At 72.4% G+C, this 22,376-nt stretch carries 17 protein-coding genes; 7 read left to right on the top strand and 10 right to left on the bottom strand.

Features of this window, described 5'->3' with window-relative positions; all coding sequences use genetic code 11:
• The first annotated feature begins 69 nt into the window (after positions 1-69).
• Positions 70-912, top strand: coding sequence for an NmrA family transcriptional regulator (locus ACIQCJ_RS16105; RefSeq protein ID WP_355338860.1), 843 nt, complete (start codon positions 70-72; stop codon positions 910-912).
• A 102-nt stretch (positions 913-1,014) separates the two neighbouring features.
• Here the strand turns inward: ACIQCJ_RS16105 and ACIQCJ_RS16100 are convergent, their stop codons facing one another.
• Entirely contained in the window at positions 1,015-1,767 is a 753-nt protein-coding gene (locus ACIQCJ_RS16100; protein WP_391049409.1) for a hypothetical protein, read from the bottom strand.
• Between the two features lie 222 nt (positions 1,768-1,989).
• On the bottom strand, positions 1,990-3,651 hold the full coding sequence (locus tag ACIQCJ_RS16095; RefSeq protein ID WP_402711753.1) for a PucR family transcriptional regulator: 1,662 nt from the start codon (positions 3,649-3,651) through the stop codon (positions 1,990-1,992).
• A gap of 273 nt (positions 3,652-3,924) precedes the next feature.
• On the opposite strand from ACIQCJ_RS16095, the gene ACIQCJ_RS16090 reads away from it, so the two are divergent.
• The 5 genes from ACIQCJ_RS16090 (at position 3,925) to ACIQCJ_RS16070 (ending at position 10,533) form a co-directional block, all read left to right on the top strand.
• Positions 3,925-4,830 (top strand): FAD binding domain-containing protein, encoded by a 906-nt coding sequence (locus tag ACIQCJ_RS16090; RefSeq protein WP_402711668.1) that lies wholly within the window; start codon positions 3,925-3,927, stop codon positions 4,828-4,830.
• The gene (locus tag ACIQCJ_RS16085; protein ID WP_355338872.1) at positions 4,821-5,297 is read left to right on the top strand and encodes a (2Fe-2S)-binding protein; all 477 of its coding nucleotides are present in this window, start codon (positions 4,821-4,823) and stop codon (positions 5,295-5,297) included. The genes ACIQCJ_RS16090 and ACIQCJ_RS16085 overlap by 10 nt, the downstream gene beginning before the upstream one ends.
• Positions 5,298-5,299: 2 nt before the next feature.
• Positions 5,300-7,714, top strand: coding sequence for a xanthine dehydrogenase family protein molybdopterin-binding subunit (locus tag ACIQCJ_RS16080; RefSeq protein ID WP_402711667.1), 2,415 nt, complete (start codon positions 5,300-5,302; stop codon positions 7,712-7,714).
• A 136-nt stretch (positions 7,715-7,850) separates the two neighbouring features.
• Positions 7,851-9,317, top strand: coding sequence for an NCS2 family permease (locus tag ACIQCJ_RS16075; RefSeq protein ID WP_402711666.1), 1,467 nt, complete (start codon positions 7,851-7,853; stop codon positions 9,315-9,317).
• 43 nt (positions 9,318-9,360) lie between these two features.
• Complete coding sequence (locus tag ACIQCJ_RS16070) at positions 9,361-10,533, top strand: XdhC family protein (protein WP_402711665.1); 1,173 nt, start codon at positions 9,361-9,363, stop codon at positions 10,531-10,533.
• A gap of 127 nt (positions 10,534-10,660) precedes the next feature.
• Here ACIQCJ_RS16070 and ACIQCJ_RS16065 read toward each other — a convergent pair whose 3' ends face one another.
• Together ACIQCJ_RS16065 and ACIQCJ_RS16060 are read right to left on the bottom strand one after the other, a co-directional pair.
• Positions 10,661-11,728 (bottom strand): CU044_5270 family protein, encoded by a 1,068-nt coding sequence (locus ACIQCJ_RS16065; protein WP_402711664.1) that lies wholly within the window; start codon positions 11,726-11,728, stop codon positions 10,661-10,663.
• Positions 11,725-12,300 carry an RNA polymerase sigma factor gene (locus tag ACIQCJ_RS16060; RefSeq protein ID WP_355338887.1) on the bottom strand — a complete coding sequence of 192 codons (576 nt, stop codon included), beginning with the start codon at positions 12,298-12,300 and terminating at the stop codon, positions 11,725-11,727. The genes ACIQCJ_RS16065 and ACIQCJ_RS16060 overlap by 4 nt, the downstream gene beginning before the upstream one ends.
• A gap of 185 nt (positions 12,301-12,485) precedes the next feature.
• On the opposite strand from ACIQCJ_RS16060, the gene ACIQCJ_RS16055 reads away from it, so the two are divergent.
• Complete coding sequence (locus ACIQCJ_RS16055; RefSeq protein ID WP_402711663.1) at positions 12,486-13,601, top strand: winged helix DNA-binding domain-containing protein; 1,116 nt, start codon at positions 12,486-12,488, stop codon at positions 13,599-13,601.
• 20 nt (positions 13,602-13,621) lie between these two features.
• Here the strand turns inward: ACIQCJ_RS16055 and ACIQCJ_RS16050 are convergent, their stop codons facing one another.
• From ACIQCJ_RS16050 to ACIQCJ_RS16025, 6 genes are all read right to left on the bottom strand, one after another.
• The gene (locus ACIQCJ_RS16050; protein ID WP_401719770.1) at positions 13,622-15,613 is read right to left on the bottom strand and encodes a sigma-70 family RNA polymerase sigma factor; all 1,992 of its coding nucleotides are present in this window, start codon (positions 15,611-15,613) and stop codon (positions 13,622-13,624) included.
• A gap of 195 nt (positions 15,614-15,808) precedes the next feature.
• Positions 15,809-17,233: a cellulose binding domain-containing protein gene (locus ACIQCJ_RS16045; protein ID WP_355338895.1), complete on the bottom strand. Its 1,425-nt coding sequence runs from the start codon at positions 17,231-17,233 to the stop codon at positions 15,809-15,811.
• Positions 17,234-17,287: 54 nt separating this feature from the next.
• A complete protein-coding gene (locus ACIQCJ_RS16040) occupies positions 17,288-18,874 on the bottom strand; it encodes a beta-N-acetylhexosaminidase (RefSeq protein WP_402711662.1) in 1,587 nt (528 codons plus the stop codon).
• Between the two features lie 139 nt (positions 18,875-19,013).
• Positions 19,014-19,763 carry a carbohydrate ABC transporter permease gene (locus ACIQCJ_RS16035; RefSeq protein WP_355339482.1) on the bottom strand — a complete coding sequence of 250 codons (750 nt, stop codon included), beginning with the start codon at positions 19,761-19,763 and terminating at the stop codon, positions 19,014-19,016.
• Between the two features lie 188 nt (positions 19,764-19,951).
• Entirely contained in the window at positions 19,952-20,923 is a 972-nt protein-coding gene (locus ACIQCJ_RS16030) for an ABC transporter permease subunit (protein WP_391163586.1), read from the bottom strand.
• Between the two features lie 78 nt (positions 20,924-21,001).
• A complete protein-coding gene (locus tag ACIQCJ_RS16025; protein WP_402711661.1) occupies positions 21,002-22,300 on the bottom strand; it encodes an extracellular solute-binding protein in 1,299 nt (432 codons plus the stop codon).
• Between the last annotated feature and the right edge of the window lie 76 nt (positions 22,301-22,376).

Here is a 22,376-nt window from a genome sequence, read left to right as displayed (position 1 = left end):
GACGCCCGCGTATGCCGGTGAGCGGGTCGGCCATGGTCCGGGGGAGGGCCGCTGACGTTGGCTTGACCCATGACGACAACAGACGCACGACACGAGACGGTGCTGGTCCTCGGCGGCAACGGGAAGACCGGCCGCCGCGTCGCCGCCGGGCTGCGCGAGCACGGGCTGCGGGTACGGATCGGCTCGCGGGCGGGCGAGCCGCCGTTCCTCTGGGAGGACCGGGGGACCTGGCCGAAGGTGCTCGACGGCGTCCGCGCCGCCTACATCGCCTACTCCCCGGACCTGGCCGCGCCCGAGGGCGCCGACGACGTGGGCGCCTTCGCCGCGCTCGCCGTGGAGCTGGGCGTACGGCGGCTGGTCCTGCTCTCCGGCCGCGGCGAGCCGGGCGCGCTCCGCGGCGAGCGGGCCGTCCAGGACAGCGGCGCCGACTGGACGATCGTACGGTCGAGCTGGTTCGCCCAGAACTTCAGCGAGGACTATCTGCTGGAGCCGGTGCTCGCCGGGGAGATCGCGCTGCCCGCGGGTGAGGTCGGCGAGCCCTTCGTCGACGCCGAGGACGTCGCGGACGTCGCCGTGGCCGCGCTGACCGCGCCGGGGCACGAGGGGAAGGTGTACGAGGTCACCGGGCCCCGCCTGCTCACCTTCGGCGAGGCCACCGCCGAGATCGCCCGCGCCACGGGGCGCGACATCCGGTACACGCACCTGCCGGCCGCCGAGTACGCCGCCCTGCTCGGCTCCCACGGGCTTCCCGCCGAGCTGGTCTCGCTCCTCACCGACCTGTTCACCGAAGTCCTCGACGGCCGCAACGCCCACACCGCGGACGGCGTCCGGCAAGCCCTGGGGCGTCCGCCGCGCGACTTCACCGAGTACGCCCTGCGGGCCGCTTCCGAAGGCGCCTGGACCCGGGGCTGACCCCGCGCCGCCCCGGGGAGCGCAACCGCGAGGACCGCCGCCACCGGCAGGTGTCCGGAGACGCCCGAACCGCCCCGCCGGGGCCGGTGGCGGGGGCCTGCCCTAGGCCGCCGTGAAGGCCGGGGCGAGCCAGGTGGGGACGCCGTCCAGGAGGGCGTAGAGGCGGGCGGCCTCAAGACGGAGCCGGGCGGCCTCGGGCTCGTCCTCGACATCGGCCAGGGCGAGCAGCGCCGGGGCGGTGCCGACGAGGTGCCCGAGGGAGACCCGGATGCGGAGGGACTCCGCGAAGCCGTGCCGGGCCTCGGCGATCTCGCCGTCGGCGGCGGCGAGCCCCGCGAGGTGGCGCCAGGTGAAGGAGGTCAGGAAGACGTCGCCGTGGGCGACGGCGCCGGCGTGGGCGCGGCGGTAGGCGGCGCGGGCGGCAGCCGGATTGGCGGCGATGTTCTCGGCGACCAGGCCGCGCCGGAAGTCCAGCAGCGGCCTGCCGGGAGAGGCGGGGGACAGCAGCGCGGCGGCGCGGCCGAACGCGGAGCTGGCCTCGTCGGCGCGGTCGCGTACGGAGAACAGCGTCGCGCCGTACGCGAGGTACCCCCGTTCGGAGGCGGCGGCGCCGCGCTCCTCGTCGGTGCCCGCCAGCGCTTCGGCGGCGCGCAGCGCGTCCTCCGCCTCGGACCAGCCGTCGAGGTGGTAGAAACACCCCTCGACCAGCAGTTCCGCCCTCCGTAGCGCGGCTCCGGCGTGGTCGGCGCAGAACGGCGCGAGCAGTGTCGCCGCCTCCGCCCAGCAGCCGCGAGCCCGCAGCCGCCATACGTCCGGTTCCCCGACCACCGATTCCGACAGGGCGGTTTCCGCCACAGTCTCTCCCCCAAGCGCGTCGTCGAGCGAGTGCGAGTTCCTGCTTACGTGCAGTGGCCGAAGTCCAACATGGCGCGGGGGTCCACGCCAAGGGGTTGGAGATCACCTTTTGTGAACGGGATCACTAATGCCTGTTCGGCAGGTCGGACGGTCCAACAGGTGAACGTGTGAAGGAGATTCGACGGCCGCTTCGGCGGGCGCGCCGCCCGTACCGCCGTGCCGTCAGCTCATCCGCAGCGCGAGGAAGAAGTCCAACTTGTCCTCAAGGCGCGACAGATCACGCCCCGTCAGCTGTTCGATCCGCCCGATCCGGTACCGCAGCGTGTTCACGTGCAGGTGCAGCCGGGTGGCGCAGCGCGTCCAGGAGCCGTCGCACTCCAGGAACGCCCCAAGGGTCGGGATGAGGTCGGCGCGGTGCCTGCGGTCGTACGCGCGCAGCGGGTCGAGCAGCCGGGCGGTGAAGGCGCGGCGCACGTCGTCGGGGACGAAGGGCAGCAGCAGGACGTGGGAGGCCAGCTCCTCGTGCCCGGCCACGCAGACCCGGCCGGGGCGGGCCGCGGCCACCCGGCGCGCGTGCCTGGCCTCCTCCAGGGCGCCGCGCAGCCCCTCGGCGGACTGCACGGCGGCGCTGACGCCGATGGTCAGCCGTCCGTCGTCGGCGAGCCCGCGGCCGAGCGGGCCGCGCAGCACGTCGAGCAGCCGGTCGGCGTGCAGGGTCGCGGGGGAGTCCTCGCCGCCCTCCTGGGCGCCGGGGACCGGCGGCGGCAGCGGTACCAGCGCCATCGCCTTGTCGTCCAGGTGCGCCACCGCGATCCGGTCCGTCGCCTCGGCCCCGGCCGCCGCCGGGTCGACCAGCACTTCCTCCAGCAGGTCCCGCGCCACCGGCCCCGGCGCCAGGTCGCCGCCCGCCCAGTCGACCCGGGCGACCACGATCTGCCACTGCGGCGCGCCGCCCGCGCCCGGCACCAGGACGGGCGCCGCGGCCCGCAGCCGGGCGCCGATCTCGGCGGGCGGCGCCCCGCCGCGCACCAGCTCGAAGACCTCCGCGGCCAGCCGCCGCCGTACCGTACGGGCCGCGTCCCGCCGCTCCCGCTCCACCGCGATGAGCTGCGTGACGCCGTGCAGCAGGTCCAGGCGCTCCGCGGGCCACTCTCCGGCGTCCGCCTCGACGGCGAGGAACCAGTCGGACAGTACGGTCGCCCGTACGTCCTCAGCCCCCGCGCGGACCGGGAAGAGCGAGTAGATCCGGCCGCCCTGGACGGCGACGCGGTGCGGCGCGGGCCGGGCGGTGCGGGCGGCGGCCTGCTGGGCGCCGGCCAGCTCGGCGCGGACCGAGGCGGCCAGCGACTGGCAGGAGCCGCCGATCTCCCGGCCGACCGCGGACAGCACCCAGGCGCGCAGGTCCAGGTCGCTGCCGAGCAGGTCGAGCACGGCGTCGGGGCCGCCGCCCGCGGGCCCCGACGACATCAGCCGCCGGTGCCGGTCCACGACCGCCGCGAGATCACCCGCCCGGCCGCCGGAGACCTGCCGGACCACGTACTCGGTGACGGTCGCGAAGGCCACCGTCTCGTCCACCGCGAACAGCGGCAGCCGGTGCCGGGCGCAGGCGGCCACCAGATCCTGCGGGATCGTGCTCAGCCCCGCCTCGCCCGCCGCGAGCGCCGCCACCCCGGCGCCGGCCAGCAGCCGGACGAAGGGCTCGCAGTCGCCGGGGCCGCGCCGCCAGGCCAGACCGGTGAGGACCAGTTCGCCGCCGGTCAGATAGCGGCTGGGGTCGCGCAGGTCCGTGGTCATCACCCCGCGGACCGTACGGTCCAGCTCGTCCTCGCCGCCGAGCAGCCGCAGGCCGAGGGCCTCGGTGTCCAGCAGTGCGCGCAGCCGCATAGTCGTCGCCTTGTCCTCTGCCGGGTCGTGGTCGCGGTCCCGGCCGTCGTCGCGGGAGCCCGGGGTCGCAGTGTCGAACACCGGTGTTGCGGGTGGGCTGCCGCGAGGTTTCGGAGCGGACCCTTTCGGAGGAATCTACAAGACCCACCCCTTGGCCAGCCAACCGCTTCATGTTTTCGGTGACTGCACCCGGACGGCCCCACAGCCGTGTACTGGGGCCACCCCGCGTGTACAGGACATGAACAGCCCACTCGGATTCGAGAAGAGAACCCCATGGAATTCCTGCGCCCCGCCAGCTGGGAGGAAGCGCTCGCCGCCAAGGCCGAGCATCCCTCCGCTGTGCCCATCGCGGGTGGCACGGACGTGATGGTCGAGATCAACTTCGACCACCGCAGGCCCGAGTTTCTGCTGGACCTGAACCGCATCGGTGAGCTCCAGGAGTGGGAGGCGGCCGAGGACACCGTCCGGCTCGGCGCCTCCGTCCCGTACACCCGGATCATGGAGAACCTCAGAGCCGAGCTGCCCGGCCTCGCGCTGGCCAGCCACACCGTCGCCTCCCCGCAGATCCGCAACCGCGGCGGTGTCGGCGGCAACCTCGGCACCGCCTCCCCTGCGGGTGACGCCCACCCGGCGCTGCTCGCGGGCGGCGGCGAGGTCGAGGCGCAGTCCGTACGCGGCACCCGGCTGATCCCCATCGACGACTTCTACCGGGGGGTGAAGCGCAACGCGCTGGAGCCCGACGAGCTGATCCGCGCCGTGCGGCTGAAGAAGGCGACCGGGCCGCAGCAGTTCTCCAAGGTCGGCACCCGCAACGCGATGGTCATCGCGGTCTGCGCCTTCGGCCTGGCCCTGCACCCCGAGATCCGCGAGGTCCGCACCGGCATCGGCTCGGCCGCGCCCACCCCGATCCGGGCGCGGACGGCCGAGGAGTTCCTGGCCGCCGCGCTGGACGAGGCCGGGCTGTGGGAGAGCCGCGGGGTGATCCCGCCCCCCGTCGCCCGGCAGTTCGCGGAGCTGGTCTCCGGGGCCGCCAACCCGATCGACGACGTCCGCGGCACCGCGTCCTACCGGCGGCACGCGCTGGCCGTCATGGCCCGCCGCACGCTCGGCTGGTCCTGGGAGCAGTACCGCGGCAACGAGCCCCACGAGCTGGACGACAGGAGCAAGCCATGCGCGTGACCTTCACCGTCAACGGCAGTCCGCAGGAAGCCGACGACGTATGGGAGGGCGAGAGCCTGCTGTACGTGCTGCGCGAGCGGATGGGCCTGCCCGGTTCCAAGAACGCCTGCGAGCAGGGCGAATGCGGCTCCTGCACGGTCCGCCTGGACGGCGTGCCGGTGTGTTCGTGTCTGGTCGCCGCGGGCCAGGCGCAGGACCGCGAGGTCGTCACCGTCGAGGGCCTGGCCGGTGAGGGCGGTGAACTCTCCACCGTCCAGCAGGCGTTCGTGGACGCGGGCGCCGTCCAGTGCGGCTTCTGCACCCCCGGACTGCTGGTCGCCGCCGACGAGTTGCTCGAACGCGTCCCCGAGCCGTCCGACGGCGACATCCGCGAGGCGCTGTCCGGCAACCTGTGCCGCTGCACCGGCTACGAGAAGATCCTCGACGCCGTACGGCTGGCCGCCGCCCGTACCGAAGGAGCGGTGTGAGCATGCCCAACACACCCCCGCCCGGCGCCGGTTCGTCCGTCACCCGGACACCCACCAGCCTCACTCAGGGCGCCGCCTCCAAGGGCGGCATCGGCGAGTCCACGCTGCGCCCCGACGGCATCCTGAAGGTCACCGGCGAATTCGCGTACTCCTCGGACCTGTGGCACGAGGACATGCTGTGGGGCTACACGCTGCGCAGCACCGTCGCGCACGCCGAGATCCGCTCCATCGACACCTCGCAGGCGCTGGCCACCTCGGGTGTCTACGCGGTGCTCACCTACGACGACCTGCCCACCGAGGTGAAGAACTACGGCCTGGAGATCCAGGACACCCCGGTCCTCGCCCACGGCAAGGTCCGCCACCACGGCGAGCCGGTGGCGCTGGTCGCCGCCGACCACCCGGAGACCGCGCGCCGCGCCGCCGCGAAGATCCGCGTGGAGTACGTCGACCTGCCGGTGATCACCGACGAGGCGTCCGCCACCGCGCCGGGTGCCGTCCTGGTCCACGAGGGCCGCGAGGACCACCACATCGGCCATGTCCCGCACCCCAACATCGTCCACCGCCAGCCCATCGTGCGCGGCGACGCGGACGCGGCGGCGGCCCGCGCCGACGTGGTCGTCAGCGGCGAGTACGTCTTCGGCATGCAGGACCAGGCGTTCCTCGGCCCCGAGTCCGGCCTGGCCGTGCCCGGCGAGGACGGCGGCGTCGACCTCTACGTGGCCACCCAGTGGCTCCACTCCGACCTGCGGCAGATCGCGCCGGTCCTCGGGCTGCCGGAGAAGAAGGTCCGGATGACGCTCTCCGGCGTCGGCGGCGCCTTCGGCGGCCGTGAGGACCTGTCGATGCAGATCCACGCCTGCCTGCTGGCGCTGCGCACCGGCAAGCCCGTCAAGATCGTCTACAACCGCTTCGAGTCCTTCTTCGGCCACGTCCACCGCCACCCCGCCAAGCTCTGGTACGAGCACGGCGCGACCCGCGACGGCAAGCTCACCCACATCAAGTGCCGGATCGTGCTGGACGGCGGCGCCTACGCCTCCGCCTCCCCGGCCGTCGTCGGCAACGCCGCCTCCCTGTCGGTCGGCCCGTACGTCGTCGAGGACGTCGACATCGAGGCGCTGGCCCTCTACACCAACAACCCGCCCTGCGGCGCGATGCGCGGCTTCGGCGCGGTCCAGGCGTGCTTCGCCTACGAGGCGCAGATGGACAAGGTCGCGGCCGAACTCGGCCTGGACCCGGTCGAGTTCCGTCAGCTCAACGCCATGGAGCAGGGCACGCTCATGCCGACGGGCCAGCCCGTCGACTCGCCCGCGCCGGTCGCCGAACTGCTGCGCCGGGTCAAGGCCCGCCCGCTGCCGCCCGAGCGCCAGTGGGAGGTGGCCGGGGGAGCCGCCGACGTACGCGCGCTGCCCGGCGGCCTGTCCAACACCACGCACGGCGAAGGCGTCGTACGCGGTGTCGGCTACGCGGTCGGCATCAAGAACGTCGGATTCTCCGAGGGCTTCGACGACTACTCCACCGCCCGGGTGCGGATGGAGGTCATCAACGGCGAGCCGGTCGCGACCGTGCACACCGCGATGGCCGAGGTCGGCCAGGGCGGCGTCACCGTGCACGCCCAGATCGCCCGCACCGAACTCGGCGTCACCCAGGTCACCATCCAGCCCGCCGACACCCGGGTCGGCTCGGCCGGTTCCACCTCCGCCTCCCGGCAGACGTACATGACCGGCGGCGCGGTGAAGAACACCTGCGAAGCCGTACGCGAGAAGGTGCTGGAGACCGGCCGCCGCAAATTCGGCACCTACCACCCGGCGTGGGCCACCGCCGAACTCCTGCTGGAGGGCGGCAAGGTCGTCACCGACGGCGGCGAGGCGCTGGCCGACATCGCGGACGTCCTGGAGGACGAAGCCGTCGACCTGGAACTGGAGTTCAGGCACCGCCCGACCGTCGCGTTCGACCTGCGCACCGGACAGGGCAACGGACACGTCCAGTACAGCTTCGCCGCGCACCGCGCGGTGGTCGAGGTCGACACCGAACTGGGCCTGGTCAAGGTGGTCGAACTCGCCTGCGCCCAGGACGTCGGCAGGGCGCTCAACCCGCTGTCGGTCGTCGGCCAGATCCAGGGCGGCACCACGCAGGGCCTGGGCGTGGCGGTGATGGAGGAGATCATCGTCGACCCCAGGACCGCCAAGGTCCGCAACCCGTCCTTCACGGACTACCTGATCCCCACGATCCTCGACACGCCGACCATCCCGGTCGACGTGCTCGAACTCGCCGACGAGCACGCGCCCTACGGCCTGCGCGGCGTCGGCGAGGCGCCCACGTTGTCGTCCACTCCCGCGGTCCTCGCGGCGATCAGGAACGCGACGGGGCTGGAGTTGAACCGGACCCCGATCCGGCCGGAGCACCTGACCGGAACCTAGGCGGCCGGGGGGCTCCCGCCCCCCGGTCCCCCTTTCTTGTTCGTCTCGGGCCGTCCCCCGGGTCGTGCAGGCCACGCAGATCCCAAATCCCGTACACCGCGTACGAGTGCCCCTGTGAACCTTGGGAGTTGGCACCATGACCCAGACGCCAGTAGAGCCGCGGACGGCGGCGGAGGACGAGGGCGAAGGCTCGCGACAGCCCGCCGGGAGATCCTGGCTCGACCAGTACTTCCACATCTCGGCCCGAGGCTCGTCGATCCCCCGCGAGGTCCGCGGCGGCATCACGACCTTCATGGCGATGTGCTACATCCTGCTCCTCAACCCGCTGCTGCTGTCGGGACCCGACGTCGCGGGGCACAAACTCAGCCACGCCGCGCTGATCACCGCGACGGCGCTGGCCGCCGCCGTCTCCACCCTGCTGATGGGCTTCGTCGGCAAGGTGCCGCTCGCGCTCGCGGCGGGGCTGAGCGTGGCCGGGGTGATCTCCACCCAAGTGGCTCCGAACATGACCTGGCCGCAGGCTATGGGTATGTGCGTGATCTACGGCGGCGTCATCGTGCTGCTGGTGGTCACCGGGCTGCGCGAGATCGTCATGAACGCGATACCGCTGGCGCTCAAGCACGGCATCACCATCGGCATCGGCATGTTCATCGCGATGATCGGCCTGGTCAACGCCGGTTTCGTCGGCAAGGGCGACCCGCACGGCACGGCCCCGGTCGCCCTCGGCGCCGGCGGCCAGCTGCGCGGCTGGCCCGTGCTGCTCTTCTGCGTGACCCTGCTGCTGATCTTCATGCTCCAGGCCAGGAATCTGCCGGGCGCGATCCTGATCGGCATCGTGGCCGGCACCGTCCTGTCCGTGATCGTCAACGCGGCGGGCGACCTCACGGCGGCCGACTGGGGAGGCAGCGCGCCCAAGCTGGAGGGCAGCGCGGTCTCGATGCCGGACTTCGGGCTCTTCGGCCATGTCGAGTTCGGCGGCTGGGGCTCGATCGGCGGTATGACCGTCGGCGTCATCGTTTTCACTCTGGTGCTCGCCGGGTTCTTCGACGCGATGGCCACCATCATCGGCGTCGGCACCGAGGCCGGGCTCGCCGACGACAAGGGCCGGATGCCGGGCCTGTCGAAGGCGCTGTTCGTCGACGGCGCGGGCGGCGCGATCGGCGGCGTCGCGGGAGCGTCGGGGCAGACCGTCTTCATCGAGTCCGCGACCGGCGTCGGCGAGGGCGCCCGCACCGGCCTGTCCTCGGTCGTCACCGGCGTCCTCTTCGCGCTCGGCCTGTTCTTCACTCCACTGGCCCAGATCGTCCCCGGCCAGGTCGCCGCCGCCGCGCTCGTCGTGATCGGCGCGATGATGATGAGCAACGCACGGCACGTCGACTGGTCCGACCGCGCCGTGGCCGTACCGGTCTTCATGACCGTCGCCCTCATGCCGTTCACCTACTCCATCACCGCGGGAGTCGGCGCCGGGGTCGTCTCGTACACCGCCATCAAGGCCGCGCAGGGCAAGTGGCGCGACCCGGGGCTGTTCATGTGGATTCTCACGGCCGTCTTCGTCGTCTATTTCGCCCTGCCCCCGATCGAGGGCTGGCTCGGCGTCAAGTGACCGCCGGGCAGAGCGAGTTGTAGGAAGAAGGAGCTGGAACGCCATGCTGGACATCGCTGACGAGTTGTACCGCTGGTGCGGTCTCGGGCGTCCGTTCGCCGTCGCGACGGTCGTCGCGACCGGCGGCAGCGCCCCGCGCCAGCCCGGTGCGGCGCTCGCCGTCGACGGCGGCGGCGACGCCATCGGCAGCGTGTCCGGCGGGTGCGTGGAAGGCGCGGTCTACGAGCTGTGCCGGGAGGTGCTGGCCGCGGGCCCCGACGCGGCCGCGGTCCTCCAGCACTTCGGCTACTCCGACGAGGACGCCTTCGCCGTCGGCCTGACCTGCGGCGGCGCGATCGACATCTTCGTGCAGCGGATCGACCCCGCGGTACGGCCCGAGGTCGTCGCGGCGCTGGCCGCGGCCGTCTCCGGCGAGGCGGCGGCGGTGGCCCGCGTGGTCGAGGGCCCGGCGGAGCTGCTGGGCCGGGCGCTGCTGGTGTCCGAGGCCGAGGGCGCCGGTGCGTACGCGGGCTCGCTCGGTGACGACGAGCGGGACCGTACGGCGGCGGCCGAGACCCGCGCGCTGCTGGCCGCCGGGCGCACCGGGACCGTCGTGATCGGCGCGGACGGCAGCCGCTGCGGCGCGCCGCTCACCCTGCTGGTCGAGGCCAGCGTGCCGCCGCCGCGGATGCTGGTCTTCGGGGCGATCGACTTCGCGGCGGCGCTGGTACGGGCGGGCAAGTTCCTCGGCTACCACGTGACGATCTGCGACGCGCGGCCGGTCTTCGCCACCGCCCGCCGCTTCCCCGAGGCCGACGAGGTGGTCGTCGACTGGCCGCACCGCTACCTGGAGGCAGAGGCGCGGCAGCGGCGGCTGGACGGCCGTACGGCGGTCTGCGTCCTCACCCACGACGCCAAGTTCGACATCCCCCTGCTGGAGCGGGCGCTGCGGCTGCCGCTGGCCTACATCGGCGCGATGGGCTCGCGCCGCACCCATCTCGCGCGCCTGGACCGGCTGCGCGACACCGGGGTGACCGAACTCGACCTGGCCAGGCTCCACTCGCCGATCGGCCTCGACCTCGGCGCCCGCACGCCCGAGGAGACCGCCCTGTCGATCGCCGCCGAGATCGTCGCCCACTCGCGCGGCGGCTCCGGCGCCCCCCTCACCGGCGCCCGCACCCCGATCCACCACGAGCCCAAGACCCCGTCCCGCCGCCTGGGCTCCCCGGCGGCGTAGCGGCCACCGGCCCGCCGAGACCGGGTGCGGGTCCGGGTCCCCGATGGGGAGCCGGACCCGGACCTCGCCGCACCCCCGTTGCGGGGCCCGGGTCCAGGGCGACCCGAACTCCTGTTGGCGGTGTCGGTCAGCGTGCTTTGAGCGGCGCCTGGACGACCGGGGGCAGTTCCACGATGTCCGAGGGGTCCGGGGCGGGGCCGCCGGGCATCTGGCCGGGATGGTCGACGACGCCGGTCGTCACGCGGGCGAAGGAATCGGAGAAGTCGCTCTCTCCGTGCCAGTCGACGCGGTCGCCGCGGTAGGTGTACGTGCTCGGGTCCAGGATGAGGTACTCGTGCGTTCGTTGCCGATCGTGGAAATCGAAGGCGATGGCGAGTCCCGGCCGACCGGCCGCGTCTCGCATCGGCGTGCTGACCAGCGTGGTTCCGGGGATCAGCGCCAGCGCGTGGTAAAGCGCGGCGTTGATCCGGGGCGGGACGGTCGATGCGGTCCGCAGAATGTGGAGGATCCTGGTGAACTGCGCTGCGGGTGTGACGGCCGGGGGCCGTTCACCCAGGCTGTGGAATATTCCGTTGGTGGGGGCCGCGCCCGGCTCTTCTCCTGAACTGTTGAAGAAGGGGTCAGTACTCACCCGCTTGAGGAGCTCGTGGGGGTCGGTGGGCAGTCGGGACAGAACCTCGCGGGTCTCCCGCGGATGGTCCCCGACCTTCCCCGAGCGGAAGGGGGTGAAGACATCGCGCACCTGGACGGCAGTGCGGTTTCCTGACGCCAATGACTTGCCGACCGACGCGCTCTTGAGACCGTCGTACCGGTACCAGGACCGCTCGTGCCCGCACGTCGTCACGCAGACAACATCGTCCGTGTACAACCACTGGTGGAGACCCGGCTCCTTGCCCGGACCCTTCGCGGCGTTGTCCGCGGCGGCGTCCAGCACCTGGGCGACCGTCATGGCGTGTACCGGCTGGGGCTGCGCTCCCCGGACGGAGGAGGTCGCGACGATCGTGGTGGCCGCCACGCCCGCGGCCAGGCCCGCGAACGCGGTCCGACGTACGGCGGGACGTGCGAGGATTCCGCGGGCGGCCACCGGCGGCTTTGGTCGGGGTGCCCGCTCTGTTTCCCGCTGTTCGGCTCGTACCTGTTCCAGTAGGGCCAGCTCGGCACCGAGGCGTTGCTTGAATCCGACCGGGGTGTTCATCGGGTGACCTCCGTGAGGGGGGAATCGAATGCGGCGGACGGGGTGGTGGATTCGGCACGCAGGGCGGCGCGGGCGCGGTGCAGGCGGACCCGGGCGGTCGCCTGGGAGATCCGGAGCACCTTCGCGGCCTCCTTGGTCGTGAGACCGTCGACAGCGACGAGGTCGATCACCGCGCGCAGCGGCTCGGAGAGCCCGGCGTGCCGGGCGAGCAACTCCCTGGCCGCCCATTCGGCGTCGATGCGCTCCTCGAAGCGCTGCATGTCCTGCTCGTCCAGCAGCCGCCGACCGCTGACCGCGGCCACCGCGTCCCGCTCACGTACCGCGCGGCGGGCATGCGCGGCCGTGGTGTTGCGGGCGATCCCGTAGAGCCACATGAGGTGCGTGCCGCGCCTGGGGTCGTAACCCTCGAATGCCTCCAGCGCGGCCACGAAGACGTCGGCGGTCAGGTCGGCGGCCAAGTGCCGGTCGGTGGTTCTCCGGGTAATGAAGCCGAGAACGGCGTCGAAGTGCGCCTCGTACACCTCGCCGAACGGGGTTCGGTTCCGTCCGGGCTCGTGCGTGGGTATCTGCACGCGGGGACCTCCTGTGCTGTCTGCCACCTGTCACCCATCACTTGGTTCGGGGACCGAAAACCGTTTCTTCCCGCAGGTCAGGGTGGCCAGTGGCTCGGCCGTCGCGCGCACCGCCCGCCCCGCCCGCACCGCCCGCCCGCCGTCGCGGACAGTAACTGTCCGCGACGGGCCCTAGCGTAGGAGCCATGCTCACGCCGCTCGACCGCCGCACTCTCAACCGGACCCTGCTCGCGCGCCAGCTGCTGCTGGACCGGCGGCGTTCGGCCGCCGAGGACGCCGTCGCCCATCTGCTCGGACTCCAGTCGCAGCACCCCACCTCGCCCTATCCGGGCCTGTGGACCCGGCTGAACGGCTTCCGCTTCGACGAGTTGGGCACGCTGCTCACCGAACGCGCGGTGGTGCGCGTCGTCTTGATGCGCGGCACCGTGCATCTGGTGACGGCGGCGGACGCGCTGCGGCTGCGGCCGTGGATCCAGCCGATGCTGGACCGGGGATTTCGCGGCTCGCAGTGGGCGGCGGGGGCCGCGGGCGTCGACCGCGCGGAACTGGTCGCGCACGGCCGCGAGGCGCTGGCCGAACGGCCGCTGGGACCCGCCGAGTTGCGTACCGCGCTGAGCGCCCGCTGGCCCGACGCGGACCCCGCCTCGCTGGTCAACGCGCTACGGGTGTGGGCGCCGCTGGCACAGGTGCCGCCGCGCGGGCTGTGGGGCGCGAGCGCCCAGCCCGCCTATGCCCTGCTGGACGACTGGCTGGGACAGCCGATGGCCGACCCCGCCGCGGCCGCCGCGGAACCGGCCGCGCTGGTCCGCCGCTACCTGGCCGCGTACGGCCCCGCCACCCCCGCCGACATGCAGAAGTGGTGCGGACTCACCGGCCTCAAGAAGGTCTTCACCGCGCTGGACTGCCGGACCTACACCGCCGAGGACGGCAGGGAGCTGTACGACCTGCCGGACGCGGAACTCACCGACCCCGCCACCGAGGTCTCCGCGCGCTTCGTCGCCGACTTCGACAATCTGCTGCTCTCGCACGCCGACCGCACCCGCGTCCTCGCCGACGAGCACCGGCCGCGGGTGATGACCGTCAACGGCATCATCCGCGGCACGGTCCTGGTCGACGGATTCGTCGGCGGCACCTGGCGGTTCGAGCGTGCCAAGGACACCGCGGCCGTCGTCGTCGCGCCCTTCGCGCCGCTGCGCCCGGCCGACCGGGACGCGCTCGACGCGGAGGGTCTGCGGCTGCTGGCCGCCTCCGACCCGCGGGCGCGGACGCCCGAGGTGCGGTTCGAGCGACCCGCCGGGTGAGGCGGCGCGCTGACGACCGCTCAGCGCGCCGCCTCGAACGCCCGCCCCGCCGCCGTCTCCACCGGACCGCTGTGGAACAGCCCGCTGCTCGGCTTGTTGTCGTCGGCGGGCAGCCCGAACCAGGCGTACCGCTGGAGCCACGGCAGCCCGTCGAGCATCTTCGTCGCGGCCGTCACGAAGGCGGCCTGCTGGCTGTCGGTCGGGAAGCGGACGCCGTTGGCGAAGTCGATCAGCGCGAATTCGGTGAGCCAGATCGGCTTGTTGTACCGGTTGTGGACCGCCGTCAGATACGACTTGAGCTGGGAGACCGCGTTCGGCGTCGTGAAGTCCCCGCCGTACCAGTGCAGGGCGATGAAGTCGACGCGGTAGCCGCGCTGTTGAGCCCCCGACATGAACCGGTCGAGCCAGCCGCCGGCCGTGTCGCCGCCGTAGGCGACCGCGGGACTGCCGAGCACCTTGCCGTTCGCCATCAACTTCGGCCACAGCGACAGCGCCTGATCGACCGTCATGTTCGCCTGGCCGCCCATGTCCGGCTCGTTGAAGCCCAGCAGGTACGGACCCGCCGCCTTCGCCTGCGCCAGTGCCGTCGGACTCGCGCTGTCACCGCCCCAGATCATCGGTACGAAGCCGGGTCCGCTGATGCCGCCGTGCGTCGTGGACCACGTGTAGTACCAGCCCGCGCCCGACCGGTCGAGCGCGGTGTTCACACCGGGGAAGGACCACACCCCGACGCCCTTGCGGACCGAGGAGACCGGCGCGACCGGCGGCGGCGCCGCGGGCGGCGGCGCGTGGGTCGTCGGCGTGGGCTTGCGCGGCGGCTTCGTCGTCGGCTTGGCGCCGGTCCTCGTCGCGGACGGCGTGGGGGAGGGGGAGGCGGTCGTGGCGGGCGCCGAGATCGTCACCGAAGGACGGATCGGCGTGCTGTCGGCGGCCGGGGTGCCGGGGGACCGGTCGGCCGACAGGTGCACGGCCAGCAGCGCTCCGGCCGCCACCGCCGCGACCGCGCCCATCGCGGCGGCCGGGACGCTCAGCGGACCGTGCAGCAGCCTGCCGCGGATTCCCCGGGGCGCACCGCTCCGCCGTGGGGGGCGGTGTCGCGGAGCGGTGCGCGGGGCCGCCGCTTGGGGAGCGGCCTGGGAGGGGGGTATCGGGGAGTGCGCGGGCGGCGGGCCCGCGGGACCGGTGTGCGGGGGCGCCGCCGGGGCGTGCCCGCCGAAGGGCGCGCTGAACGGCATCCCGAGCGGCACCGGCAGCAGCGGCAGCCCGCTGAGCAGCCGGTCCATCGGCAGCAGCGTCCGGCCGCGCTGCCCGCAGTCCGGGCAGCCGCGGATGTGCCGCGCGAAGCGCTTGCGCCACAGCGGGCTCGGCACACCGTCCCAGCCGCCGGTCACATGCGTGAGACCCGCGCAGCCGCCCGCGTCGCCGAGCGCCCGCACCACCGTGCGCGAGGTTTCGAGCTGTTCCTTCATCCGCTGGACCTTCACCGCGGCGTGCTGCCGGGTCAGGCCGAGGGCGTCGGCCAGCTCCGAGCGGCCGAGGTCGCCGGTCTCCTCCAGCCACCACAGCGCGAGCAGCGTACGGTCGTCGCGGTCCAGCCAGCGGGTGGCCTCCGCGATCTCCCGGCGCTGGTCGGTCAGCCCGAGCCGCAGGATCGTCACGGCGGCGAAGTCCGAGGCCGGGTCCGGTATCAGCTCCGCCGCGTCCAGGGCGGTCTGCTGGTGCCACGCCGCCTTGCGCGCCTGCTCGCGGTCGCGCACCTGGCGGACCGCGATGGCCACCAGCCAGGAGCGGAACGCCGCCGGGTCGCGCAGGTCGGACAGGCCGCGGACCACCCGCAGCAGCGTCTCCTGCACCACGTCGTCCACGTCGTCGTGCCCGTCCAGGGCGCGCCCGACGATGTTGTAGACCAGCGGCAGGCACTCCGCGACCAGCCGGTCGAGTGCCGCCTGGTCGCCCGCCCGCGCGGCACTCACCAACGCGGGGTCGGGACCGACCCGGTCGCCTGCGCGCATGCTGCTCACACTCCGTCCTGGCCCGGACTCCGGCCGGGTGACACGTATCTGCCCTCGGACAGGAGACGCTGCCACGACCAGGGGGATAACAGAAACCCGCCGGCCCCCCGGACTTCCCGCGCGGGGAGGTCCAGGGGGCCGGCGACCGGACGGCGGGCCGGGCCCCCGGTCCGGGGGCCCGGCCGCGCCACCGGATCAGGAGGACGGCACGGTGTCCGTGAAGGTGGTGCCCGCCGTGCGGTAGGCCGCGACCTGGGTCTGCACCTGGGCGGGCGTCAGCACCTGGTCCTTGAGGAAGTACACGTAGTCGACCTGCTGGTTGTACGAGCGCGGGGTGTTGCTCGTCTGGCCCGCGAGGTCGATCAGCCAGTGGTTGAAGTCGATCCACTGCGGCGTCTCGGGCAGGTACGGCTCGCCGTGCTGCGCGACCTGGTTGCCGTCGATGTAGTAGGTGATGTTCGTGTTGTCGATGGTGATCTGGAGGTTGTGCCAGCCGTCGAGGCTGCCGTACTGCTGGCCGTGGGTGTTGACCGCGTTCCACGGGTCCGGGTTGTAGGTCTCCCAGGACGTCTCGTACATGATGTTCTGGGTCTCGCCCCAGCCGCCGTTGGGCAGGTACTCGAAGTCCTGCTCGCTGTAGTTCGGGTCCATCGGCGCGTTGAGCGGCGTGAAGGTGAAGAAGGTCTGGTTGACGTGGTCGCCGTCGGGGCCGCCGGTCGGTGTGTCGTTGAACTTGACCCGGGCCGCGTAGGTGCCGTTCTTGAACTTCCTTGCGGTGGTCTGGAGTTCGGTCTCCTTGGTGCCCGCCGCCGTGCCGTCGGTGGTGAGCCGCAGATTCATCACCTTGTTGCTCGCGCCGTCGGCGACGAAGGTCACGTCCTGCGGCGACCAGGTGGCCCCGGCCACACCGGGGCCGCCCTGACCGGACTTGACCGTCCAGCCGTGCTGCTGCACGGCCGGGTCGGAGCTGGAGGTGTAGGTGAAGTCGTCGAACATCGCGGGACCGGTCGGGTTGCCGGTCGGCGGGGTGGTCGGGGGAGTGGTGGGCGGGTTGGTCGGGTCGTTGCCCGCGGGCGCGGTGCCCCAGACCACGGCGCCGCTCTTCTGCACCGTGACCTTGTTCCAGTTCGCGTACGCCGTCTGCGAGCCGTTGAAGGAGTAGTCGTCGGACTGCGTGAGGGTCTGCCAGTCGGCGCGGTAGAACCGCAGTTGCATGTCACCGGTGTTCTGCCCCGGCGTCAGCGAACCCGCGCCCGAGGTGAAGCCGATCTCCAGGTAACGGTCCGCGGTGGCCGTCGGATTGGCCAGCGTCCCGAAGGTGCCGGTGATGTTGCCGCAGCCCTTGACCGCCCACGAGCACGCGAAGCGGTAACTGACGTTCGGGCCGTCGGACTTGAAGTAGTACCGCACGGTGACGGTGTTCAACGGCACCGTGGTGCTGCCGGTGTTGGTGACCTCCAGCCACGGCTCCGACTGGTCGGCGGTGGCGCCGGAGGCGCTGGTGCGGTACTGCGCGCTCAGCGAGTCCTGCGCCGCCGAGGCGGGCATCGCGGTGAGCGCGGCGCAGGCGAGACCGGCCGCCGTACAGACGGCCATCGCCGTACGGACGCGGGTCGACATGCGGAACTTTCCTGACACGGTGATCCCTTTCCAGAGGGGGGTGATGGTGCGGGACTACTGGGAGATGGTCCGGGGAGAGGTGGTGCGGGAGGTGGCTCGGGGGGTGTGCGGCGGGACCGCGGGGTGCGGGATCGTCCGGTGGGCGATACCCAGCGCCGCCAGCCGGTCCTCGTGCCGGAGCAGGGCGGGCAGGAAGTCCGTCGACCAGTCGCCCGCCGGATTCCAGGCCCGGTCGGCCAGCGCGCACAGCCGGGGGAAGACCAGGTACTCGGCGTGTTCGGCGGTCGGCACGAATTCGCTCCAGAGCTGCGCCTGCGTGCCCAACACACGTGCCGCCGCGGCCGGTTCCCAGTCGGCGGGTACGGTCTCGCCGCCGTGCACGGCCCGCAGGTCGACGATTCCGCCCGCCTGGCCGAGCGGTTCACCGGGCTGTTCGGTCTGCGGGTAGTCCAGATACGTCGAGCGGTGCGGCGCCATGATCACGTCGTGGCCGCGCCGGGCGGCGGCCAGCCCGTGGTCGGTGTCCCGCCACGGCATCACGGTGAACTCCGGCGGCAGCGTGCCCGAGTCCTCCGCCCAGCACAGCGGGCGCCGCCCCGCCTCGATCAGGAAGTCGCCGATCCGCCCGAGGAACCAGCCGCGCAGGTCCTTGGGCGCGGCCAGGCCCAGCTCCGCCGCGCGCCGCCGCGCCGCCGGGCTCTCCTCCCACTCGGTGACCGGGCACTCGTCGCCGCCGATGTGCACGTACGAGGAGGGGAACACGTCGAGCACCTCGCCGAGCACGGTGCGGCAGAAGTCCAGCACCTCGTCGTGGACGCCGAGGATGTTGCGGCACACACCCCACTCGGTCCACACGTCCAGCTCGCGCCCCGGCACGTTCCCCAGGTGCGGATAGGCCGCCAGCGCCGCGCGGGTGTGCCCCGGCATCTCGATCTCCGGCACCACCGTGACGCCGCGCTCGGCCGCGTAGGCGACCAGCGACCGCAGCTCTGCGGCGGTGTACGCCCCCGCGTGCGGCAGGTCGTCGAACCGGCCGCTGCCCGAACGCCCGATCATCGAGCGGGACCTGGCCCCGCCGACCTCGGTGAGCCGGGGGTAGGCGGCGACCGGCATCCGCCAGCCCTGGTCGTCGGTCAGGTGCAGATGCAGCACGTTCAGCTTGTGGAACGCCAGCAGGTCCACGAAGCGCCGCAGGAACGACACCGGCTGGAAGTGCCGGGCGACGTCCAGCATCATGCCGCGCCAGCCGAACCTCGGCACGTCGGTGACCTGCACGCACGGCATGCGCCAGGCCACCCCGCTCTCCGGGCGCTCCGACAGGGCCTGTGCGGGCAGCAGTTGACGGATCGTCTGCACACCGTGCAGCAGCCCCGCCGGCCTGGCCGCCCGCAGCAGCACCGCGTCGGGCCCGACGGTCAGGCCGTAGCCCTCCGCGCCGAGACCGCCGAGTTCGGGGTCGAGCGCGAGCACCACCCGGCCGGTGGGCGAGGGCCGCAGCGGCAGCCCGGTGGCGGGCGCGAGCAGCGTACGCAGCAGGTCCGCCGCGCCCTGGGCGCCGTCGCTCGCCCGGACGCACGTGGTCGCGTCGAAGGTGAAGTGGCCGGGGATACGGGCGAGATGGGAGGGGTGCGGAATGATCACAGCGGCTCCAGTGGGGGCGGCGGGGGTCGGCGGTCGACGGCGTCGAGCGAGGTGACCTGGGAGCGGGCGTGGGGAGCGGGCGTGGGGAGGGAGCGCGGACAGCGGTCGCGGGCAGGGGGCGCGGGGAGCGGTCGCGGGGTCAGCCCTTCACGGCGCCGGCGGTCATTCCGGTGGTGACCCGGTTCTGGAGGACGAGGAAGACCAGCAGCACGGGCAGCATGAACAGCGAGGAGGCGGCCATCGTGGCGCCCCAGTCGGTACCGAAGACATTGCTGAACGAGGAGAGCCAGACCGGCAGCGTGCGGGCGTCCTGGTTCTTGATGATCAGCGTGTTGGCGAAGGCGAACTCGTTCCACGCCGTGATGAAGCCGAACAGCGACGTGGACAGCAGGCCGGGCGCGAGCAGCGGGAAGGTGACCCGGCGGAACGCCTGCGGCCTTGTGCAGCCGTCCACTTGGGCGGCCTCCTCCAGTTCCACCGGGATCGCCGCGAGGAAGCCGCGCAGCGTCACGATCGTGAACGGCAGCGTCGTCATGAAGTAGACCAGCGTCAGCATCGACAGCTTGTCGAGCATGTCGGTGTCCCGCGCGATCACGTACATCGGGATCAGCAGCGCCTCCCACGGCGCCATCTGCGCGGTGAAGACCAGCAGGATGAAGGCCCGTCGGCCGCGCCAGCGCATCCGGCCGACCGCGAAGGCCGCCAGCAGCGCCACCACCAGCGACATCAGTACCGCGCCGAGCGTCACGGTCAGGCTGTTGCGCCAGAAGGTGCCGAAGCCGTCGGCGTGCATGGCCGTGCGGAAGTGCGCGAAGGTGGGGTGCAGCGGCAGGAAGGACGGGGTGTCGGCCTGGATGGCGGTGGTCGGCTTGAAGGCCGTGATCACCATCCAGTACACGGGGAAGGCGGCGACCGCCAGCGTGAACAGCGCGGCCAGATTGAGCGGCAGCCGCCGCAGGGACCCGCGGCCCGGCCGCTTCCGACGGCCCGCGCCGCCCGGTCCGCCCGGTCCGCCCGGTCCGCCCGGTCCGCCCGGTCCGCCCGCGCGCGGGGCCTTACCAGTTGCGGTGAACGTGCTCACTGCGCGCCCTCCTCACGGAACATCCGGCGCAGGTTGAAGACCAGCACGCCGAGCAGGATCAGGACGGTCAGCGTGGAGACCGCGGACCCGAGGTCGTACTTGTGCAGGGACTGCGCGATCTGGAAGGCGTAGACCGGCAGCGTGGTGGTCGCCCCGTTGGGACCGCCCTCGCTGATCACCCAGATCTGGGCGAAGCACTTGAAGCACCAGATCACCTCAAGGGAGGTGATCAGCGCGAACAGCGGGCGCAGCATGGGGAAGGTGACCAGCCGGAAGGTCTGCCAGGCGCCCGCGCCGTCGATCCTGGCCGACTCGTACAGCTCCGCCGGGATCGTGGTCAGGCCGCCGTAGAGGGTCAGCGCGGCGAACGGCACGGACTGCCAGACCACCAGCGTCACCAGGATCGCGAAGGTCGAGCCGCCGTGTGCGAACCAGGTGTAGTCGCGGTACGACTCGAAGCCCAGCTTTACCAGTAGCCAGTTGACCACTCCGAAACGGGACTGGAACAGCCACTGGAAGATCGTGGTGGCCGCGATCACCGGAGTGGCCCAGGCCAGGACCAGACCGCTCATCACCGCGAGCCGCATCCGCTTGCCGAGCTTGACGAGCATCAGCGAGACCAGCGTGCCGAGCACCATGATCAGCACGACGTTCAGCCCGGTCCACCACAGGGTGCGGCGGACCACCGTCCAGAACTCCGGATCGTCCAGCACCGTACGGTAGTTGGCGAAGCCGACCCAGGTGGCGCCGCCGCGGATCAGCTCGCCGAGGCCGAAGTGCTGGAACGACATGACGGTGTTTCTGACCAGCGGGTAGACCAGCAGGAAGGCCGTGCCCACCACGGTGGGGGCGACCAGCAGATACGGCCAGACCGCGGCGAGCGGGCGGCGGCGGCGCCGACGTTCGCGGGGCGGCGGTGGCGGTTCCGCGACGGCCGGCCGTGAGGCGGCGTTGGGAGCGGTGAGCACGGCGGTTCTCCTCGGGGCGCTGATCGGACGCTGTCGGGCGGACGCGGATCAGATAGGGAGCGGGCGGGGCGTGGCCGGTCAGGAGGCGGTGTTGAGGGCCTTGGTGACGGCCGTCGAGGCCGTCTTGCCCGCCGCGTCCGGGTCGCTGCCGGTCAGCACCTGCGTCATGTACTGCTTGATCGGGTTGTTGGCCTCGACCGCCGCCCAGTTGGGCGAGTTGGGCGTGGCATGGCCGTTGGCCGCGCCGACCGCCATCACCGAGGCGCCCTCGTTGCCCGCCAACACCCCCGCGAGCGAAGTGCGGTTGGGCACGTAGCTCATCTCCTTGGCCATGTCCGTCTGCCACTTGGTGCCCGCGAGCGCCTTGACCACCTCGTAGGCGAGCGCCTGGTGCCGGGACGCCTCGGGGATCACCAGGTCGGAGCCGCCGGTGAAGACCGCGCCCGGCTTGTCGGCGGTCTTGCCGGGGATCGGGAAGAAGCCGATCTTGTCCTTCATCGCGGGATTGGCCTTGACGATGGCGTCGGCGCCGCCGGGCACCGAGATGATCTGCGCGCTCTTGCCCTTGGCGAAGACGTCGGCCTGGAGCGGCTTGGCCTCGTCGGAGTCCTTCGGGCCCTTGCCGAGTGCCTGGAGCCGCTTGTAGAACTCCATGCCCGCCTTGGCCTGCGGGGTGTCCAGCGCGCCCTTCCAGTTGTCGCCGTCCTGGACCGCCAGGTCGCCGCCCTCGTCCCAGATGAATCCGGCCAGCGCGTACCAGGTCTGGCCCGGCAGGTAAATGCCGTCGTTGCCCCCGGTGTTGAGCTTGGTGGTGTCCTGGATCCACTCGTCGCGGGTCTTGGGCGGCGCGGCGATGCCCGCCTTCGAGAAGAGGTCCTTGTTGTAGATCACGACGCGGTTGGCCGCGTACCAGGGGATGCCGAACTGCTTGCCGTCGATCTTGCCGGGGTCGGCGAGGCCGGGAATCCAGTCGGCGCCCTGGAGGTCGGTCACCTTGTCGGTGAGGTCCTTGACGCCGCCGCTCGCCGCGTACTGCGCGACCTGCGTGTTGCCGACCTCCATCACGTCGGGTGCGTCGTTGCTGGCCAGCGCGCTGGTGATCTTCTGGCCTATGCCGTCCCACTCCTGGATCTGGATGTCCAGGGTGGTGCCCTTGTGCCCGGCCTCGAAGTCGGACCTGAAGCGGCTGAGGAAACCGTCGGACATGCTGCCGCGCATGATCCACACGGTGAGCTTGGCGGGGGCCGGCGTCTTGGCGGAACCGCCGGTGTCGCCGGAGTCACCGGAACCGCCGGATCCGGAGGAGGAGCCGCACGCGGAGAGCGCGGCGACGGCGAGGACGAGCGCCGCGGCGCCGGGAACGAGTCTGGATCTCACGGGGATGTCACCTCGGGCAGGGAGCGAACAGGACTTACCACTTGCCAACTGGTCTAGTGCTGGTCAGTGAAAATGG

It is taken from the genome of Streptomyces sp. NPDC093221, assembly GCF_044753885.1.
Classification (GTDB): domain Bacteria; phylum Actinomycetota; class Actinomycetes; order Streptomycetales; family Streptomycetaceae; genus Actinacidiphila.
This window is presented reverse-complemented; position numbering and strand designations above follow the sequence as displayed.

Excerpts from the sequence above, each read along its gene's own strand:
- ACIQCJ_RS16105 (WP_355338860.1), top strand. The coding sequence starts at position 70 with ATGACGACAACAGACGCACGACACGAGACGGTGCTGGTCCTCGGCGGC.
- ACIQCJ_RS16095 (WP_402711753.1), bottom strand. The coding sequence starts at position 3,651 with ATGCGGCTGCGCGCACTGCTGGACACCGAGGCCCTCGGCCTGCGGCTG.
- ACIQCJ_RS16090 (WP_402711668.1), top strand. The coding sequence starts at position 3,925 with ATGGAATTCCTGCGCCCCGCCAGCTGGGAGGAAGCGCTCGCCGCCAAG.
- ACIQCJ_RS16085 (WP_355338872.1), top strand. The coding sequence starts at position 4,821 with ATGCGCGTGACCTTCACCGTCAACGGCAGTCCGCAGGAAGCCGACGAC.
- ACIQCJ_RS16080 (WP_402711667.1), top strand. The coding sequence starts at position 5,300 with ATGCCCAACACACCCCCGCCCGGCGCCGGTTCGTCCGTCACCCGGACA.
- ACIQCJ_RS16075 (WP_402711666.1), top strand. The coding sequence starts at position 7,851 with ATGACCCAGACGCCAGTAGAGCCGCGGACGGCGGCGGAGGACGAGGGC.
- ACIQCJ_RS16070 (WP_402711665.1), top strand. The coding sequence starts at position 9,361 with ATGCTGGACATCGCTGACGAGTTGTACCGCTGGTGCGGTCTCGGGCGT.
- ACIQCJ_RS16065 (WP_402711664.1), bottom strand. The coding sequence starts at position 11,728 with ATGAACACCCCGGTCGGATTCAAGCAACGCCTCGGTGCCGAGCTGGCC.
- ACIQCJ_RS16055 (WP_402711663.1), top strand. The coding sequence starts at position 12,486 with ATGCTCACGCCGCTCGACCGCCGCACTCTCAACCGGACCCTGCTCGCG.
- ACIQCJ_RS16050 (WP_401719770.1), bottom strand. The coding sequence starts at position 15,613 with ATGCGCGCAGGCGACCGGGTCGGTCCCGACCCCGCGTTGGTGAGTGCC.
- ACIQCJ_RS16045 (WP_355338895.1), bottom strand. The coding sequence starts at position 17,233 with ATGTCGACCCGCGTCCGTACGGCGATGGCCGTCTGTACGGCGGCCGGT.
- ACIQCJ_RS16035 (WP_355339482.1), bottom strand. The coding sequence starts at position 19,763 with ATGGTGATCACGGCCTTCAAGCCGACCACCGCCATCCAGGCCGACACC.